General features: G+C 68.2%; 16 protein-coding genes. 14 read left to right on the top strand and 2 right to left on the bottom strand.

The window, feature by feature from the left end; all coding sequences use genetic code 11:
- The first annotated feature begins 34 nt into the window (after nt 1-34).
- From MQH31_RS12090 to leuA, 5 genes are all read left to right on the top strand, one after another.
- Nucleotides 35-1,300 carry a sensor histidine kinase gene (locus MQH31_RS12090; protein ID WP_243012262.1) on the top strand — a complete coding sequence of 422 codons (1,266 nt, stop codon included), beginning with the start codon at nt 35-37 and terminating at the stop codon, nt 1,298-1,300.
- Nucleotides 1,297-1,989 carry a response regulator gene (locus tag MQH31_RS12085; RefSeq protein WP_243012261.1) on the top strand — a complete coding sequence of 231 codons (693 nt, stop codon included), beginning with the start codon at nt 1,297-1,299 and terminating at the stop codon, nt 1,987-1,989. The genes MQH31_RS12090 and MQH31_RS12085 overlap by 4 nt, the downstream gene beginning before the upstream one ends.
- A gap of 101 nt (nt 1,990-2,090) precedes the next feature.
- Nucleotides 2,091-2,852: an ABC transporter ATP-binding protein gene (locus MQH31_RS12080; protein ID WP_243012260.1), complete on the top strand. Its 762-nt coding sequence runs from the start codon at nt 2,091-2,093 to the stop codon at nt 2,850-2,852.
- On the top strand, nt 2,849-4,258 hold the full coding sequence (locus tag MQH31_RS12075) for an ABC transporter permease (RefSeq protein WP_243012259.1): 1,410 nt from the start codon (nt 2,849-2,851) through the stop codon (nt 4,256-4,258). The genes MQH31_RS12080 and MQH31_RS12075 overlap by 4 nt, the downstream gene beginning before the upstream one ends.
- 223 nt (nt 4,259-4,481) lie before the next feature.
- A complete protein-coding gene (gene leuA, locus MQH31_RS12070; protein WP_134533447.1) occupies nt 4,482-6,254 on the top strand; it encodes a 2-isopropylmalate synthase in 1,773 nt (590 codons plus the stop codon).
- Between the two features lie 197 nt (nt 6,255-6,451).
- Here the strand turns inward: leuA and MQH31_RS12065 are convergent, their stop codons facing one another.
- Together MQH31_RS12065 and MQH31_RS12060 are read right to left on the bottom strand one after the other, a co-directional pair.
- Nucleotides 6,452-7,201, bottom strand: coding sequence for a hypothetical protein (locus MQH31_RS12065; protein WP_243012258.1), 750 nt, complete (start codon nt 7,199-7,201; stop codon nt 6,452-6,454).
- Between the two features lie 114 nt (nt 7,202-7,315).
- Nucleotides 7,316-8,014, bottom strand: a complete 699-nt coding sequence (locus MQH31_RS12060; protein ID WP_134533450.1) for a trimeric intracellular cation channel family protein — start codon at nt 8,012-8,014, stop codon at nt 7,316-7,318.
- A 138-nt stretch (nt 8,015-8,152) separates the two neighbouring features.
- Between MQH31_RS12060 and recO the strand changes: the two genes are divergently transcribed.
- From recO to MQH31_RS12020, 9 genes are all read left to right on the top strand, one after another.
- Complete coding sequence (recO, locus tag MQH31_RS12055; RefSeq protein ID WP_134533451.1) at nt 8,153-8,875, top strand: DNA repair protein RecO; 723 nt, start codon at nt 8,153-8,155, stop codon at nt 8,873-8,875.
- Entirely contained in the window at nt 8,872-9,705 is an 834-nt protein-coding gene (locus MQH31_RS12050) for an isoprenyl transferase (RefSeq protein WP_243012257.1), read from the top strand. Before recO ends, MQH31_RS12050 begins: the two co-directional genes overlap by 4 nt.
- Before the next feature lie 103 nt (nt 9,706-9,808).
- Nucleotides 9,809-10,492, top strand: coding sequence for a DsbA family oxidoreductase (locus MQH31_RS12045; protein WP_243012256.1), 684 nt, complete (start codon nt 9,809-9,811; stop codon nt 10,490-10,492).
- Nucleotides 10,492-10,623, top strand: a complete 132-nt coding sequence (locus MQH31_RS20690; protein WP_255454343.1) for a hypothetical protein — start codon at nt 10,492-10,494, stop codon at nt 10,621-10,623. The genes MQH31_RS12045 and MQH31_RS20690 overlap by 1 nt, the downstream gene beginning before the upstream one ends.
- 66 nt (nt 10,624-10,689) lie before the next feature.
- Complete coding sequence (gene dusB, locus MQH31_RS12040) at nt 10,690-11,877, top strand: tRNA dihydrouridine synthase DusB (protein WP_134533454.1); 1,188 nt, start codon at nt 10,690-10,692, stop codon at nt 11,875-11,877.
- Nucleotides 11,870-13,117 carry a deoxyguanosinetriphosphate triphosphohydrolase gene (locus tag MQH31_RS12035; protein ID WP_134533455.1) on the top strand — a complete coding sequence of 416 codons (1,248 nt, stop codon included), beginning with the start codon at nt 11,870-11,872 and terminating at the stop codon, nt 13,115-13,117. The genes dusB and MQH31_RS12035 overlap by 8 nt, the downstream gene beginning before the upstream one ends.
- Nucleotides 13,118-13,175: 58 nt before the next feature.
- Complete coding sequence (gene dnaG / locus MQH31_RS12030) at nt 13,176-15,044, top strand: DNA primase (protein WP_243012255.1); 1,869 nt, start codon at nt 13,176-13,178, stop codon at nt 15,042-15,044.
- 156 nt (nt 15,045-15,200) lie between these two features.
- The gene (locus tag MQH31_RS12025; protein WP_243012254.1) at nt 15,201-16,829 is read left to right on the top strand and encodes an ABC transporter substrate-binding protein; all 1,629 of its coding nucleotides are present in this window, start codon (nt 15,201-15,203) and stop codon (nt 16,827-16,829) included.
- 85 nt (nt 16,830-16,914) lie between these two features.
- Nucleotides 16,915-18,000, top strand: a complete 1,086-nt coding sequence (locus MQH31_RS12020; protein WP_134533458.1) for an ABC transporter permease — start codon at nt 16,915-16,917, stop codon at nt 17,998-18,000.

The following is an 18,000-nucleotide window of genomic DNA, read 5'->3' as shown; positions in this document are numbered from 1 at the left end:
TGACCCGACGCCCGCGGGGCCGTACGCTGGGAGGATGGTCGAGCCGGGAGTGTCCACGCGTTCCCCACGGTACCGCTGGGTCCGCGACATCCCCCGTCGGTCGCTTGCCCTCGACATCGTCATCGCCGGCCTCTTCTTCCTCATGCTGCTGCTGGTCGATGCGGGCAGCCCCGCGACCGTCCTCGTCCTGGTCGTGCTCACCGCGGCGCTCGCGGTGCGCCGGTTCTCGCCGGCCCTGGCCCTGACCCTCGCGTGGCTGGCCGCGAGCGTGCAGATGCTGGCCGGCGAGCCCGTGCTCGGCGGCGACGTTGCGATCCTGGCCGTGCTCTACGTCACGGCGGCCTATGCCGGACCCGCCACGCGCAGGGCCGGCCTGATCTCGGTCGGCGTCGGCGCCCTGGTCGCGGGGGTCTACCTCGCGGTCGCCCAACGTGGCGTCGGCCATCTCGGCACGGCGCTCGCCCAGGGGGACATCGGCGCCCTGGTCTGGTCGACGGCGATGCTGTCCATCGTCAGTGTCGCCGTGCTCGGCCTGTCCTGGACCCTGGGCCTGCTGACCCGGAGCCGGCGGAATGCCAGGGACAGCAGGTTCACCCAATACCGGGCCGTTGAAGAGCAACGCGCCGCCCAGCGCGAGGTGGTCGTCGAGCAGGAGCGCAACCGCATCGCCAGGGACATGCACGACGTCGTCGCGCACTCGCTCGCCGTCGTGATCGCCCAGGCCGACGGAGCACGCTACGCGCGCGCACAGAACCCCGAGGCCGTCGACGAGGCCCTCACCACGATCTCCACCACGGCGCGCGAGGCCCTCGGAGACGTCCGGATCCTGCTCGCCCGGCTGCGCGAGGACGTGGTCACCGGACCACAACCCGTGCTCGCCGACCTCGACCGGCTCGTGGAACAGATGCGCGGCACGGGACTCGACATCGAGTGGACGACGACCGGCGCGCCGGCGATCCTCGGCTCGGGCGCCCAGCTCGCGGTCTACCGGATTGTGCAGGAGGCCCTCACGAACGCCCTCCGGCACGGGGACACCGGTCGTGGGGTGACCCTCCGCCTGGACTGGACCGCTGACTGGGTCGCGGTGACGATCGACAATGCCCTGAGGTTCCCGGTGACGCCCGCCACGGCGGCGGGAACCGGCCACGGCCTGCCCGGCATGCGGGAACGTGCGCTCCTCGCCGGCGGTGCGCTGACCGCCGAGCCCCTGGGCGGATACTTCCGGGTCGCGGCGCACCTGCCGGCCATCACGGTCAACGCGGCCGTGCTCCCCGCACGGGCACCGGGCGTGCGCGCATGAGCGAGGTCGCGGCGGCGGATGCCCCGCGCATCCGCGTCGCCCTCGTCGACGACCAGGCGCTGTTCCGTGCCGGGATCCGGATGCTGGTGTCCTCGCAGCCGGACCTCGAATTCGTCGGAGAAGCGGGCAGCGGCTCCGCCGGCGTCGCCATGGCCGCGGCGGTCGGGCCGGACGTGATCCTGATGGACATCCGGATGCCGGGAATGGACGGCATCGACGCCACGATCGCCATCGTCGCCGCGGCAGAGTCGGCAGGGTCACCGCCTCCCCGCATCATCGTCCTCACGACCTTTGAACTCGACGAGAGCGCGAGCCGGGCGATCCGCGGCGGGGCGAGCGGTTTCCTGCTCAAGGATGCGGATCCGGAGTTCCTGCTGGCTGCGATCCGGACGGTGCACGCCGGCAACGCCGTCATCGCCGCGTCGGCGACCCGGGAACTCTTCGCCCACTTCGACACGCCCGCCCCCGCGCTCCCCGTGGAGCCGGAAGCCTTCGGCGCCCTGACCAGCCGCGAGCGCGACATCTTCGCCCTCGCCGCGCTGGGCCTCAGCAACGCCGAGATCGCGGCGCGGGAATTCCTCAGCGAGGCCACCGTCAAGACGCACATCAGCCGGATCCTGTCGAAGCTCATCCTCCGCGACCGGGTGCAGCTCGTCGTGTACGCCTTCCAGCACGGCCTCACGGAGTAGCCGGAAGGATGACCCGGTCCGGCCGGTAATCATCCCCTGGGCGTCCCGGATGCCCCTGCCGCCCGACGCGGAGGGGGGAGCGCGATTCCTACCGTTGAGACATGGAAATCACATCGACCGAACTCGGCCTCGCGGCCAGAGTCACCCACCTCAGCAAGACCTACGGGTCGGCCACCACCTCGGTGACGGCGCTCGACGACGTGTCCATCGGCATCCGTCGCGGCCAGTTCACGGCGATCATGGGGCCGAGCGGCTCCGGCAAGTCCACCCTGATGCACATCATGGCCGGGCTGGACGAGGCCAGCACCGGACGCGCATGGCTCGGTGACACCGAGATCACCGGCCTGAATGATTCTGACCTGACGGTGCTGCGCCGCCGGCGGATCGGCTTCATCTTCCAATCGTTCAACCTCGTCCCGACCCTGGACGTGCGGGGCAACATCACCCTGCCGTTCGCCCTCGACGGACGGCGGCCGGATACGGCGGAGAAGGACTGGATCGACCAGCTCACCGACTCCCTCGGTCTGGGCGACCGGCTCCGGCACCGTCCGCACGAATTATCCGGTGGCCAGCAACAGCGGGTGGCCATCGCGCGCGCCCTGGCCACCCGGCCTGAGCTGGTCTTCGCCGACGAACCCACGGGGAACCTCGACTCGCGGAGTGGGCGCGAAGTGCTCACCCTGCTCAAGGCGGCGAGCACCGGCTATGGCCAGAGCATCGCCATGGTCACCCACGATCCCATCGCGGCCAGCTTCGCCGACCGCATCCTGTTTCTCGCGGACGGCAAGGTCGTCGAGGACCGGGAACGGTCCACCGCGGAAGAGATCTCCGGCATCATGCTCGGCATGGAGCAGCACGCATGAGCGGCAGCGAAACCGCCAGCGCCACCGGCCACGCCGGCCGTGGGGCAAGCCTGCTCGTGGCTGCGCTCGCCTCGGCATTCGGGGTCGTGCTCCTGGAAGCGACGAGCGTGCTCGCCACGGTCATCACCGGAAATGATCTGTCCCGGCTGTCCGCGGTCCGGGCCGCACTGTCGATCGTCGCATTCCTGTTCATCACGATCGCCGTCTACGTGAGTGCGATCGTGACCACGAACACGGTGGCGACCGTCATCGCCGGTCGAACCCGCACGATCGCGCTCATGCGTCTGATCGGGTCGAGTGCTGGCGACCAGCGCCGCGCCGTGGCCCTCGACGGGCTCAGGGTGGGGTCCATCGGGGCCGTCACGGGCGCCGCCGCCGGCATCCTGCTGAGCTTCGCCGGGGTGCGGCTTGCCTTCGCCGCCGGGCTCCTCCCCGATCTCGGCTACCGCCTCATCGAGCCCTTGCTCGCGTTGCCCGTCGTGATCGTCGTGCTGTCCACCTGGTGTGCGGCGTGGGTCGGGTCCCGCCGGGTGCTCGCCGTCAGCCCGATGCAGGCCGTCGGCGCGGCACAGGAGCGCTCGCTCGAGGAGTCCACCAGGCGCCCGGTCCGCAACGTGTTCGCGATCGTGCTGATGGCCACGGGCGTTTTGTTCCTCGCCGGGGGAGTGTGGGTCGGGCAGGTCACCGAATACGGTGTCCTGCTCGGCCTCGTCGGCGGGCTGCTCTCGTTCACCGGCCTTGTGCTCGGGTCGCACCTGATCATGCCCCCGATGCTGAGCCTGGTCGGTGTGATCCTGGGCGGCAGCGCGTCGGCCAGACTGGCCGTCGCCAATGCCAGGCAGCACCCGGAGCGTTCCGCCCGCACCACCATCGGACTTGTCATCGGGGTGACACTCATCACCATGTTCGCAGTCGCAGGCTCGACCTTCGAAACGATGATGCAGCCGATGATGGACGACCCGGCTTACCGCGCGGCCATCTCGGAGACCCTGTCGACCAGCCTTGCCGTGATCTCGGTGCTCGTCGGCTTCAGCGCCCTGATCGCCGCGATCGGCATGGTCAACAACCTGGCGCTGAGCGTGCTGCAGCGCTCCCGCGAGATCGGCTTGCTCCGGGCCCTCGGCTTCACCGGAAGACAGGTGCGCGGGATGATCCTCGCCGAGAGCGTGCAGATGACCGTCGCGGCCGTCGCGCTCGGCCTCGTGCTCGGAGTCGCATACGGCTGGGCGGCGGCGCAATCGCTGTTCGGCTCCGTCACGCATGCGGGCCTGGTGGCGCCGTCGATTCCCTGGGTGCTTGTCGCCCTGTGCGTGGCCGGCACCGCCGTTCTCGCCGTCGGCGCGACGATCCTCCCCACCCGTCGGGCGGTGTCCATACCGCCGGTCGCGGCCCTCGCCGCCGCTTGAGGCCGGTGCTGCAGAGACGGATGTCCCGCGCGCGTCGCGCGTGCGGCATCCGTCGTCTGTCGGTTGAGGCTTCTTTCAGGATGCCGGCCGGAATCGGTGTTAGCATTCCCTTGTGTTGTTCGGTCAGCTCCTCCTTCGCTGCCGCGACGAGTCCTAATCTGAGGCCTCCCTCGTCGCGGCGTTTGTTGTTGGCTATCCCAACCCCAGCGAGGAGTTCACGACCATGAGAAACAACCAGTCCGCATCGACGATGCCGATCCACAAGTACCGTCCGTACCACGAGCAGTTCGCGGTCGACCTGCCCGATCGCACCTGGCCCTCGAAGCACATCGAGGTCGCGCCGCGCTGGTGCGCCGTCGACCTGCGCGACGGCAACCAGGCGCTGATCGACCCGATGAGCCCGGAGCGCAAGCGCATCATGTTCGACATGCTCGTGCGCATGGGCTACAAGGAGATCGAGGTCGGCTTCCCCTCGGCGAGCCAGACCGACTTCGACTTCGTGCGGAGCCTCATCGACGAGGACGCCATCCCGGACGACGTCACGATCCAGGTGCTCACCCAGGCCAGGGAACACCTGATCCGGCGCACCTACGAATCGATCTCCGGCGCCAAGCAGGCCATCGTGCACCTCTACAACTCGACGAGCGTGCTGCAGCGCGAGGTGGTGTTCCGCGAGGACAAGCAGGGCATCATCGACATCGCCCTCTTCGGCGCACGCACCTGCCGCGCGCTCGAAGCGACCGTTCCCGGCACGACGATCTACTACGAGTACTCCCCGGAGAGCTACACCGGCACCGAGCTCGAGTTCGCCGTGGATGTCTGCAACCAGGTCATCGCTGTCCTCGAGCCGACCCCGGAGCGGAAGGTCATCATCAACCTTCCCGCGACCGTCGAAATGGCCACCCCCAACGTCTACGCGGACTCGATCGAGTGGATGTCCCGGCACCTCGACCAGCGTGAGAACCTCCTGATCTCTCTGCACCCGCACAACGACCGCGGCACCGCGATCGCGGCGGCGGAGCTCGGCTACCTCGCCGGCGCAGACCGGATCGAAGGCTGCCTCTTCGGCAACGGCGAACGGACCGGCAACGTCGACCTCGTCGCCCTGGGCATCAACCTGTTCACCCAGGGCATCGACCCGCAGATCGACTTCGGCAACATCGACGAGGTCAAGCGCACCGCCGAATACTGCAACCAGTTGCCCGTTCCCGAACGCAGCCCCTGGGCAGGCGACCTCGTCTTCACCGCCTTCAGCGGCTCGCACCAGGACGCCATCAAGAAGGGCTTCGAAGCCATGGCGGCCGATGCCGCAGAGCAGGGCCGGTCCGTCGACGAACTCCAGTGGGCGGTTCCCTATCTGCCCGTCGACCCGAAGGACCTCGGCCGCAGCTATGAAGCCGTGATCCGGGTCAACTCGCAGTCCGGCAAGGGCGGCGTGGCCTACCTGCTCAAGACCGACCACTCCCTCGACCTGCCCCGCAAGCTCCAGATCGAGTTCTCCGGGGTCGTCCAGTCCAAGACGGACGCCGAGGGCGGCGAGGTCACGAGCGAACAGATCTGGGACATCTTCAACGACGAGTACCTGCCGAGCTCCAGCGGGCACCCCGACGACAAGTGGGGCCGGTTCGAACTGTTCTCCACGCGGACCTCGAGCGACCTGGGCGGCCGCGTCGACCTCACCGTCGACCTTCGGGACGACGACGGGGTCGCGCGCGTCGAGGGCGCGGGCAACGGTCCGATCGCGGCGTTCCTCGGCATCATGGCCGAGCGCGGCATCGCGATCACCCTCTACGACTACGTCGAACACGCCATGTCCGCCGGCGGCGACGCCCTGGCCGCGTCCTACGTCGAACTCGACGTCAACGGGCGACGCTATTGGGGCGTCGGCATCGACGCCGACATCTCGACGGCCTCGCTGAAGGCCGTCGTCTCTGCGGTCAACCGCGGCATCCGTGCGGCGGCGGGCGACCTCGCCCTGGCAGGTGTTCCGGCCTAGGAACCGGCTCGACCAGGGGAAGACGACCGCCTTCCTGAGGATGCCTATCCGCGGGGATACGCATCGGGGCGATCCGCCGCACGGCGGATCGCCCCGATGTGGATCTCGAATATGCGTGGGCTTCGGTCAGGCGCGGCTCTCGCCGGTGTGCCGACCGCGCCGGCTCGCAGAGGCCACGAGCCGCGAACGGCGTGCGGTCAACCGCGCACGCGCATCCGGGCGGGACGGGCGTCAGCTCCTCGCGCGTCGTCCGCGAGCACGACAGACTCGGACGGAGTCTCGACCGGCTCGACCGGAGCGAGCACTCGAGTGGCGTCCTCGATCACCCCGGAGAGCAACTCGAACAGCCGGTCATCGGGATTCGGGGTGCATGCTTCCGCAATGCCCTGGACCGATACCCGGATGATCGTCTCCGCGGTGCGATCGGTGAACTTGGTGCGCGACCAGGCTCCCATCGAGGCGATGAACTCGCGGGCCCACCGTTCCGTCTCCGGCGCCGCGTCGAACGCCGTGCGGATGCGTGCCGCGAGTCCGTCGGGCAACTCGCCGTCGAGCCCTTCCAGCTGGCGTTCACAATTGAGGATCCCGACCGCGAGTGCGCGCTGGTGATCCGCACTGCTCACCGGAAGCGCCGCGGTCGCGGCCCTGACCGCGATCAGCAGCCGAACCCGGGGGTTGTCGCCCGTGAGGCCGATGACGGACGGGATCAGGGGGACCAGACGGGTACGTGAACTGTCCGAAGTGCAGTCGTTGACCATGCGGGCGAGCGAGGCGACCAGTGGGTGCGTGCACGCCGGATGGTCACTCCAGGCCTCGCCTGCGAGGTAGGACGCGAACTCCATGAAGCAGGCTCCGGAGCGCGGCGTGCGGTGTTTGCCGCGGGACAGGACCGGCATCAGGCTGGGTACCGGCATCGGATCGGGCGAGTTGCCCTTCAGCATATTCATGGATCCTCCAGACAGGTGAGTTCTTCTCACTAGTGTCGCCCCGCGCGCCCACAAATGCGAGAGGGAATCCCCGCCGATTTCAGCCCCTCCGAGGGGAGGCCGGAGGGGCGGGAGTCAGTCGTGCGTGCGACGGCGGCGGAGCGTTGCGGGGCGCACGCGACGCCGCCAGCGCGGCCAGCTGCCGATCGCACGCTGTTCCGGCAGGCTCCAGCCGTATCGTGCCGCGAGGATCCGCATGACCGTGGTCACGATCACACAAGTGATCGCGGCGATCGTGATGTCCACGTGCAGCTCGAAGAGCACGACGAGAAGGGCGCTGCCGAATCCGGCGGCCATGGCATAGAACGAACCGACGTGCATGACCGCGATCGGGACATTGAGCATCATGTCGCGGAGTGCCGAGCCGCCGACCGCCGTGATGACCCCCACGAACAGGGACGGAATCTCCGGGAGGCCCTGCGCGAGCGCCTTGCTCGTCCCGAGGGCGGCGAAGAGGCCGATCGTCACGGCGTCCAGTCCGACGATGAACGGGCCGAGGCGGTTGAAGAGGCTTTGCAGCAGCATGCCCAGAAGGGCGGATCCGCCCGCGATCGGCAGGTACCAGTTGCTCTGCAGGGCAGCGGGCACTCCGCCGAGCAGGATGTCGCGCAGGAGTCCGCCGCCGAGGCCGACAGTGACGCCGATGATGGCGATGCCGAGCAGGTCGAATCGGCGATCCTTGAACCGTCCGGCGAACATCGCCCCCTGGATCGCGCCGATCGCGACGGCCGTCAGGTCGATCCAGAGCGGGATCGTGAACAGGGTGGGAGGCACCCTCCAATGAAACCACCCGCCGCAGGGTTTCCTGACCGTCGACTGGTCGTGTGCGGACGTGTGCGGGCGGGAAACGGTACGACCGGCGAGTCGGACGGAACCGAACCCGCAACGCCCGCTCGGGTGGGAGAATAGGACGTGCCTGTTTACCGTGATGAAGCCGTCGTGCTGCGCACCCACAAACTGGGTGAAGCCGACCGGATCGTCACCATGCTCACCCGCCAGCACGGCAAGGTGCGTGCCGTCGCCAAGGGCGTCCGCCGCACGGCCTCCAAGTTCGGGGCCCGGCTTGAGCCGTTCATGGTCGCGGACGTGCAGCTCTACGAGGGTCGCAGTCTCGACATCGTCACCCAGGCGGAGTCGATCGGCTCGTACGGCGCCCTGATCTCCGGTGACTACGCCAGCTATACGGCGGCGAGTGCCATGGTCGAGACCGCGGACAAGCTCACGGAGGCCGAAGGGTCCCTGCAGCAGTACCTGCTCCTGGTCGGGGCGCTGCGCTCGCTGTCCCGGAAGGAACACGGCGCGAGCCTGACGCTCGACTCCTACCTGCTGCGTGCCCTGTCGATGGCCGGCTGGGCGCCGAGTTTCCAGGGCTGCGCGCGCTGCGGCGCGATCGGCGAGCACTCCGCCCTCGTCGTCCAGGTCGGCGGAATCGTCTGCGACGACTGCGCCGCCCCCGGGTCGCCCCGGCTCGACAAGGCGACCATCCTGCTCCTCGGCTCCCTGCTCGCCGGGGACTGGGACCAGGCCGAATCCATGCCAGAGCAGACCAGGAACCAGGCCAACGGAGTCGTCGCCGCGTATACGCAGTGGCACCTCGGCCGGGGCCTCCGATCCTTGGAGCACGTCAGTCGATGACCCCGAAGCCCAGCTCGCTGAACCCGTTCGCGCCGAAGCCGTTCACGCACAAGGACGCGGTGCCGTTCCGGCCGCTCGACTGGACCGGCCAGTACCCGCCGGCACTCCCGGCGAAGGTCGTGCCCGAGCACGTCGCGATCGTCATGGACGGCAACGGCCGCTGGGCGAACGCCCGCGGGCTCCCGCGCGTCGAAGGCCACAAGGCCGGCGAGGCGGCGCTCCTCGACGTGGTCGCCGGCGCCATCCAGATCGGCGTCAAGCACCTGAGCGTGTACGCCTTCTCGACCGAGAACTGGAAACGTTCCCCTGACGAGGTCCGCTTCCTGATGGGCTTCAACCGCGACGTGCTGCACCGGCGCCGCGACCAGCTCAACGACTGGGGCGTGCGCGTGCGCTGGGCGGGCCGCAAGCCGCGACTGTGGGCATCCGTCATCAACGAACTGCAATACGCCGAGCGTCTCACCGCGGGAAACACCGGGCTCACCCTGACGATGTGTGTCAACTACGGCGGCCGCACCGAGATCACGGATGCCGTCCGCGCGCTGGCCGAGGAGGTCGCCGCGGGCCGGTTGAAGCCCTCCGGCATCACCGAAAAGGCGATCCAGCGCCAGCTCTACACGGCAGACCTCCCGGACGTCGACCTCTTCGTGCGGAGCTCGGGGGAGCAGCGCACGAGCAACTTCCTGCTCTGGCAGAGCGCGTACGCCGAGATGGTCTTCCTCGATACCCTCTGGCCGGACTTCGGCAGGGCGGAACTGTGGCACGCCATCGAGCTCTACGCCGCCCGCAATCGCCGCTACGGCGGGGCAGTCGACACCCCGAGCGCCTGACACCTCCCTGTGGTGTCGCGAATCGACGTTCGTTTATCGTCGACATGCGACACCTCGCGGGGACTGCGGGAATAGACCGGGGGAGCCGCGCCTTGGATCGGGTGTGAGCGAAACTATCAAGGTCGACATCTGGTCAGACGTGCAGTGCCCCTGGTGCTACATCGGCAAGCGCAAGTTCGAGGCGGGGGCTGCCCTCTTCGACGGGGACGTCGAGGTCGAGTACCACAGCTTCGAACTGGCCCCCGATACCCCGGTCGACTTCGCCGGCAGCCCCGTCGACTACCTGAGTGAGCGCAAGGGTCTCCCCGTCGCCCAGGTCACCGAGATGCTCGCCCGGGTCACCGGCATCGCCGAGAGCGTCGGCCTGCACTACGACTACGACTCCGTGCACCAGACCAACACCGTCATCTCCCACGAGCTGCTGCACTACGCCAAGGCGCACGGCCGCCAGCTCGACATGAAGGAACGCCTGCTCAAGGCCTACTTCGTCGATGGAAGGCACGTCGGTCGCATCGAGGACCTCGCGGACCTCGCTGCCGAGATCGGGCTCGACCGGGCGGATGTCGTCCGCGCGTTGACCGCGCACGACTACCTCGCAGACGTGAAGGCCGACGTCGCCCAGGCGAACGCCTACGGCATCCAGGGCGTCCCGTTCTTCGTGATCGACGGAAAGTACGGCATCTCGGGGGCGCAGGAACCCGAGGCCTTCGCCGGTGCCCTCCGCCAGGCCCAGGCCGACCAAGTCGAGGCCGGAGCGGCTACCCCGGCATCGGCGGAGAACCGCTGATGGCCGATCCCATCGTCGTCCCCGCTGCTTCCGTTTCCACAGCCGTTCCGGCACCCGGCGTCACCCCCTTCATTCAGCTCCTCGGCCAGACGGGCGCAGGGAGCTGCGAGGGCGATTCCTGCGGAATCTAGGCCTCGATCGGCACGGGTCACTGGCACGGGTCAGCACCGCCCCCCGCATCTGGGAGAATTGACCCAATGACTCCTGCACTCACGGCTTCGCGCACGGACCCTGCGGCGGTCCCCGCGCTGCGGATCGGCCCGCTCACACTCGACGTGCCCGTCGTCCTCGCACCGATGGCCGGCATCACCAACACCGCGTTCCGCAGGCTCTGCCGGGAATTCGGGGCCGGCCTCTATGTCAGCGAGATGATCACCTCACGCGCCCTCGTCGAGCGCACTCCCGGTTCGATGCGACTGATCGACCACCACGAGAGCGAGACGACCCGCTCCATCCAGCTGTACGGCGTGGACCCGAAAACCATCGGCGAGGCCGTCACCATGCTCGTCTCCGAGGATCGTGCAGACCACATCGACCTCAACTTCGGCTGCCCTGTCCCCAAGGTGACCCGCAAGGGCGGCGGTGCGGCGCTGCCGTGGAAGCTCGGTCTGTTCCGGAGCATCGTCGAAGCCGCCGTGAACGCGGCAGGGGCCGTTCCGGTCACGATCAAGATGCGCAAGGGCATCGACTCCGACCACCTCACCTACCTCGAGGCGGCCAGGGCCGCGGAAGGCGCGGGCGTCTCGGCCATCGCCCTGCACGCGCGCACGGCCTCCGACTACTACTCCGGCCAGGCCGACTGGTCGGCCATCGCCACCCTCAAGCAGGCGATCACCAGCATCCCCGTGCTCGGCAACGGCGACATCTGGTCCGCGCAGGACGCGGTTCGGATGGTCGCCGAGACCGGCTGCGACGGCGTCGTCGTCGGCCGCGGCTGCCTCGGCCGACCGTGGCTGTTCGGCGACCTCGCCGCGGCCTTCGGTCCCGCGGAGGGCACCGGCGCCGCGCTCATCCAGCCGAACCTCGGCGTCGTGGCCGACACCTTCCGTCGGCACACGGAGCTGCTCACCGAGTTCTTCGACAGCGAGGAACGCGCGTGCCGCGACGTGCGCAAGCACGTCGCCTGGTACTTCAAGGGTTACTCGGTCGGCGGCGAACTGCGGGCGAGCCTCGCTTCCGTCGTCTCCCTCGCCCAGCTCGACGACCTGCTCGGCACCCTCGACCCGACCCAGGAATACCCGGGCATCGGTGCGGAGGGTCCGCGTGGCCGGGCAGGCAGCCCGAAGAAGACCAGCCTGCCCGAGCACTGGCTCGAGTCGCAGGAACTCGTCGGCTCCGAACGCGCCAGGCTCACTGAGGGCGAAGGGGACACCAGCGGTGGCTAACCAATCGGGGTACACGAGCTTCGACGAGGAACGCTACTTCCCGGAGGAACACAGCTCACGGCGCAGCGACTTCGCGCGCGACCGCGCCCGGCTGCTGCACTCGAGCGCCCTCCGACGCCTGGCGGCCAAGACCCAGGTGCTGAGTCCGACCGCGGGTCTCGACTTCGCCAGGAACCGGCTCACCCATTCCCTCGAGGTCGCCCAGATCGGTCGTGAACTCGCCCAGCGTCTCGGCCTCGACCCCGACGTCGTCGACACGGCCTGCCTCGCCCACGACATCGGGCATCCTCCCTTCGGTCACAACGGCGAGAAGGCGCTCAACGCCTGGTCCCTCGACATCGGCGGGTTCGAAGGCAACGCCCAGACGTTGCGCCTGCTCACCCGCCTCGAGCCGAAGGTCTTCGGACCGGATGGCCACAGCTACGGACTCAACCTCACCCGGGCGAGCCTCGACGCGAGCTGCAAGTACCCGTGGCCCGCCGGGGAATCCGTGTCCGACCCGAGCGGACGCGCCAAGTTCGGCTACTACCCGGACGACCTTCCCGCCTTCGAATGGATGCGCACCGGTGCGCCAGACCGGATGCTGTGCATCGAAGCCGAGGTCATGGACCTCTCCGACGACATCGCATACTCCGTGCACGATTTCGAGGACGCCGTCGTCAACGGCTACCTCGACCTCGCCGCCCTGAACGGCCGCGCGAGCACCGAACTCGTCTCGTCGATGCACGCCTGGATCGGCGGAGCCGTCTCCCACGCTGACCTCGCTGCGGCATACGATCGCCTCGGCGCCCTCGACTCGTGGCTGCGCGGCTGGACGGCAGGCCGCCGCGACCAGGGCAGGCTGAAGAACCTGACGAGCCAGCTCATCGGCCGGTTCTCCGGAGCGGCCGTGTACGCCACCCGCCAGGCCTACCCGGCCGACCGCATCGCGCGGTTCGGCGCCCACGTCGTGGTGCCGCCGAATGTCGCAGCCGAGATCGCCGTGCTCAAGGGCGTCGTCGCGGCCTTCGTCATGTCGAAGAACACCCGGCAGCCGATCTACCAGCAGCAGCGCCAGGTGCTGACTCTGCTCGCCGACCGGCTGCTCGCCACCGGAGACGAACACCTCGACGCCGGCTCGAAGGAAGACTTCCACGCCGCCGCGGACGATGCCGCCCGCAAGCGGGTCGTCGTCGACCAGGTCGCGAGCCTCACCGACCAGTCCGCGCTCGCCTGGTACGAGCGCCTGATCCAGAACTGAGCCTGTGCAGAACCCGGCCCGTGCCGAAGTCGGACGTGCGGCGGGATAACATTCAGCTATGGCAGGCCTGATTCGACAAAGCGACATTGAAGAGGTCAAGGCCCGAACCAATATCGCCGACATCGTCGGCGACTACGTCAGCCTCAAGTCGGCAGGCGTCGGCTCCCTGAAGGGGTTGTGCCCCTTCCACGACGAACGCAGCCCGAGCTTCCACGTGCGCCCGCAGGTCGGCTTCTACCACTGCTTCGGCTGCGGCGAGAGCGGCGACGTCTACTCCTTCCTGCAGAAGATGGACCACGTCACCTTCAGCGAGGCCGTCGAACGGCTCGCGGGCCGGGTGGGCCTCGAACTGCACTACGAGGGCGGCGGGGCGGATGCGCCGGACCACACCAACCGGGCACGCCTCTACGCGGCCAACCAGGCCGCAGCCGAGTTCTTCGTCGAGCAACTCGGCAGTGCCGGTGCCGCCGTCGGTCGCACGTTCCTCGGCGAACGCGGCTTCGACGCGCACGCCGCGACCCGGTTCGGGATCGGGTTCGCACCGAAGAGCTGGGACGAACTCACCAGGCACCTGCGTGGCCGCGGCTACTCCGACGAGGAGCTGACCCTCGCCGGACTGGTCTCCAGCCGGGAAGGTTCCAGCGGCATCTACGACCGCTTCCGCGGCCGACTGGTCTGGCCCATCCGCGACATCACCGGGCAGACCATCGGCTTCGGGGCGCGCAAGCTCCTCGACGACGACAAGGGCCCGAAGTACCTCAATACGCCGGAAACCCCGATCTACCACAAGGCCCAGGTGCTCTACGGCCTCGACCTCGCCAAGCGCGACATCTCCCGCAGCCACCAGGTCGTCGTCGTCGAGGGCTACACCGACGTGATGGCGTGCCACCTGGCCGGGGTCACGACCGCCGTCGCGACCTGCGGCACGTCGTTCGGCGTCGACCACATCAAGGTGCTCCGCCGGGTCCTCGGCGACGACAGCGGCGTGGGCGAGGTCGTCTTCACCTTCGACCCGGATGCCGCGGGCCAGAAGGCCGCCGTCCGCGCGTTCAGCGAGGAGCAGCGCTTCTCCGCGCAGACCTTCGTCGCCGTCGCCCCCGACGGTTTCGACCCCTGCGACCTCCGCCTGCACAAGGGCGACGGGGCCGTGCAACGGCTGATCGAATCGAAGAAGCCGATGTTCGAGTTCATGATCCGGCAGCTCCTGTCCCAGTACAACCTCGAGACCGTCGAAGGACGTGTCTCCGCCCTGCGGGCGGCGGCCCCGCTCGTGAGCGACATCCGCGACCCCGCCCTCCGGCCGGGGTACACCCACGAGCTAGCCCGCATGCTCGGCATGGAGCTCGGCGAGGTCGGCCGGGCCGTCTCGGCCGCGCTCACCCGCTCACGCACCGCACCGGGGACATCCGCCACCGGCCGAGGCGGCGAGAGCGACGAGCCCGTGCGCGAACGCCCCTTCTCGATGGTCGAACTGCCCACGGACCCGATCACCCGACTGGAACGCGACGGGCTGATGGCCATGCTCCAGCGTCCGGCCCTCGTCGGCGTCGAACTGCTGCAACGGGCCGTGCAGACCGCTTTCGCCCACCAGTCCCTCGCCGTCGTTCGCGACGCCATCGCCGCGAACCTGGACACCCTCTCGGCACCCGACTGGATCGAGCGCGTGGTCGCGGACGTGCCGCTTCCCCTGCAGAACCTGGTCACCGACCTGGCGATGGCGCCGCTCCCCGAGCGCACCGAACGCGAGGTCGAACGATACGTGCGCGACATCACCATCGCCCTCATCGATCGGGACTTCCTCCGCCAGAAGGCCGAGTTGCTCGGCCGTCTGCAACGCGCGGACCCCACCGACCGGGTGCCGTACACGGCGCTGCAACGCGAACTCATGCGCGTCGAACTCGAGCGGCGCAACCTGCGGGACGAGTAACTGAGGAGACCTCGCGTGTTGCAGGTAGGTAAATATTCTGGCGAGAATTCGGGCAAACTGCGTTTTTCGTGATATTCCTTTCGATACAGCAATGCAGAGGTGCGGCTCCCTCGCATGCCGCCTCTGCCGCATTTCGAGAGAAAGAGGCTCACGCACATGGCATATTCACCCACCAGGCGCACCAGGCTGATCGGGGGACTGGCGCTCGTCGCCGCTTCCGCGCTCGTCCTCGCCGGCTGCTCGGCAGGCGGCACCACCGCGACCGCCGGGGGCACCCTCCTGATCGGCACGACCGACAAGGTCACGACCCTTGACCCGGCCGGCTCGTACGACAACGGCTCCTTCGCCGTGATGAACCAGGTCTTCCCGTTCCTGATGAACAGCGCATACGGCACCGCCGACGTGACGCCGGACATCGCGAGCAAGGCCGAGTTCACGAGCCCGACCGAATACACGGTCACGCTCAAGCCCGACCTCGTCTTCGCGAACGGCCACAAGCTCACCTCGTCCGACGTGAAGTTCAGCTTCGACCGCCAGCTGAAAATCAAGGACGCCAACGGCCCGTCGACCCTGCTCTACAACCTCGACAGCGTCAAGGCCGTCGACGACACCACCGTCGTCTTCACCCTCAAGGCCGCGAACGACCAGGTCTTCCCGCAGATCCTGTCGAGCCCCGCCGGTGTCATCGTCGACGAGGAGTCCTTCTCCGCGACCGCGATCACGCCCGACGCCGACATCGTGAAGGCGAACGCCTTCGCCGGCCAGTACGTCATCACGAGCTACGACTTCAACAACCTCATCGGCTACAAGGCCAACAAGGACTACAAGGGCAACCTCGGCCCGGCGAAGACGGATGTCGTCAATGTCAAGTACTACGCCGACGCGTCGAACCTCAAGCTCGACGTGCAGGAAGGCAATATCGACGTCGCCTTCCGCAGCCTGTCCTCGACGGACATCGATGACCTGCGCGGCAACGACAAGGTCAAGGTCGTCGACGGACCCGGTGGAGAGATCCGCTACATCGTCTTCAACTTCGACACCCAGCCGTTCGGCGCCAAGACGCCCGAGGCCGACCCGGCCAAGTCGCTCGCCGTCCGCCAGGCCGTCGCCGACCTCGTCGACCGTGCCGAGATCGCCAAGCAGGTCTACAAGGGCACGTACACGCCGCTCTACTCCTACGTTCCGGCCGGCATGACCGGTGCCACCGAGTCCCTCAAGGGCCTCTACGGCGACGGCAACGGAGGACCGGACAAGGCCAAGGCCAAGGCAACCCTCGAGGCCGCAGGCATCACGAGCACCGTCGCCCTCAACCTGCAGTACAACACCGACCACTACGGCCCCGGCTCGAGCGATGAATACGCGCTCGTCAAGGACCAGCTGGACGCATCCGGCCTCTTCACGGTCAACCTGGCTTCGACGGAGTACGTCACGTACTCCAAGGAGCGCGTGAAGGACGCCTACCCCGCTTACCAGCTCGGCTGGTACCCGGACTACTCGGACGCAGACAACTACCTGACGCCGTTCTTCGCCGATGGCAACTTCGTCGGAAACCACTACAGCGACGCCGCAGTGAACGACCTGATCAAGACCCAGGCCGTCACGACGGACAAGGCCGCCCGCACCAAGCTCATCGAGGAGATCCAGGACAAGGTGGCCGCCCAGCTGTCGACCCTGCCCCTCCTCCAGGGCGCCCAGGTCGCCGTGACCGGTAGCACCGTCACCGGCACCAAAGATACGCTCGACGCATCCTTCAAGTTCCGCTACGCGGCGCTGAAGAAGGGCTAAGTTCGGCTTGTTTCACCAGGTGTAACCGGGGGCATTCAGCCGTGAAGCTGGGTGCCCCTTTCCCATTCTCGATCGATAGGCAGTGATGACAACAGTGGCAGCGCGCCCGACGGCCCCCCAGGTCACCCGGCGCAAACGGACCTCCCCAGGCGGGGGGATCGGTCGCTATATCGCGGTCCGCTTCCTGCTCATCTTCCCGACGATCTTCATCCTCGTCTCCATGGTCTTCTGGCTGATGCGCGCGACCGGCGACCCGATCACGGCCGCCCTCGGCGGCCGCCTCACCGCCGACCAGCTCGCCGAACGCATCCACGCGGCCGGCTACGACCGGCCGATCCTGATCCAGTACTTCGAGTACCTCGGTCAGATCTTCACCGGCAACTTCGGCACCACGATCAGCACGAACAAGCCGGTCGTCGACGTGCTCCTCACTTATGGAGTCGCCACGGCCGAGCTCGCGTTCTACGCACTCGTGGTCGCCTTCATCGTGGGCATTCCACTCGGGATGGTCGCGGCGTACTTCCGTGACAAGGGCCAGGACGCCTCCCTCCGCATCTTCGCGATCCTCTGCTACGCCACTCCGGTCTTCTTCTCCGGCCTGCTGCTGAAACTGGTCTTCTCGGTCTGGTTCAAGGTCCTGCCGGTCGCAGGTCGGGCGACCACCGGATCCGAGCTGCAGATGCAGTTCCTGCCGAACAAGACCGGCATCTACACGATCGACGCGATCATGACGGGCAACCCCGCCGTGCTGATGGACGTGCTCGCCCACGCCGTGCTCCCGGCGATCGCCCTCGGCCTGCTCACCGCCGGCGTCTTCCTCCGGCTCGTGCGCACCAACGTCATCGGCACCCTCGGCACCGACTACGTGGATGCCGCCCGGTCGCGGGGGGTGAGCGAGTTCCGGCTGGTCTCCAAGCACGCATACCGTCCGGCCCTGATCCCGATCATCACCGTGATCGGCCTCCAGATCGCCCTCCTCCTCGGCGGCGCCGTGCTGACCGAGACGACCTTCGAATGGAAGGGCCTCGGCTTCATGCTCTCCGAATTCCTCAAGGCGCGTGACTTCGTCGCCGTGCAGGGCATCGTCGCCCTGCTCGCCGTGATCGTGGCGCTGTCGAACTTCATCGTGGACATCATCGCCGCGATCATCGACCCGAGGGTGAGGTACTGA

Origin of the sequence: Cryobacterium zhongshanensis (genome assembly GCF_022760445.1) — a bacterium.
GTDB classification, from domain to species: domain Bacteria; phylum Actinomycetota; class Actinomycetes; order Actinomycetales; family Microbacteriaceae; genus Cryobacterium; species Cryobacterium algoricola.
This window is presented reverse-complemented; position numbering and strand designations above follow the sequence as displayed.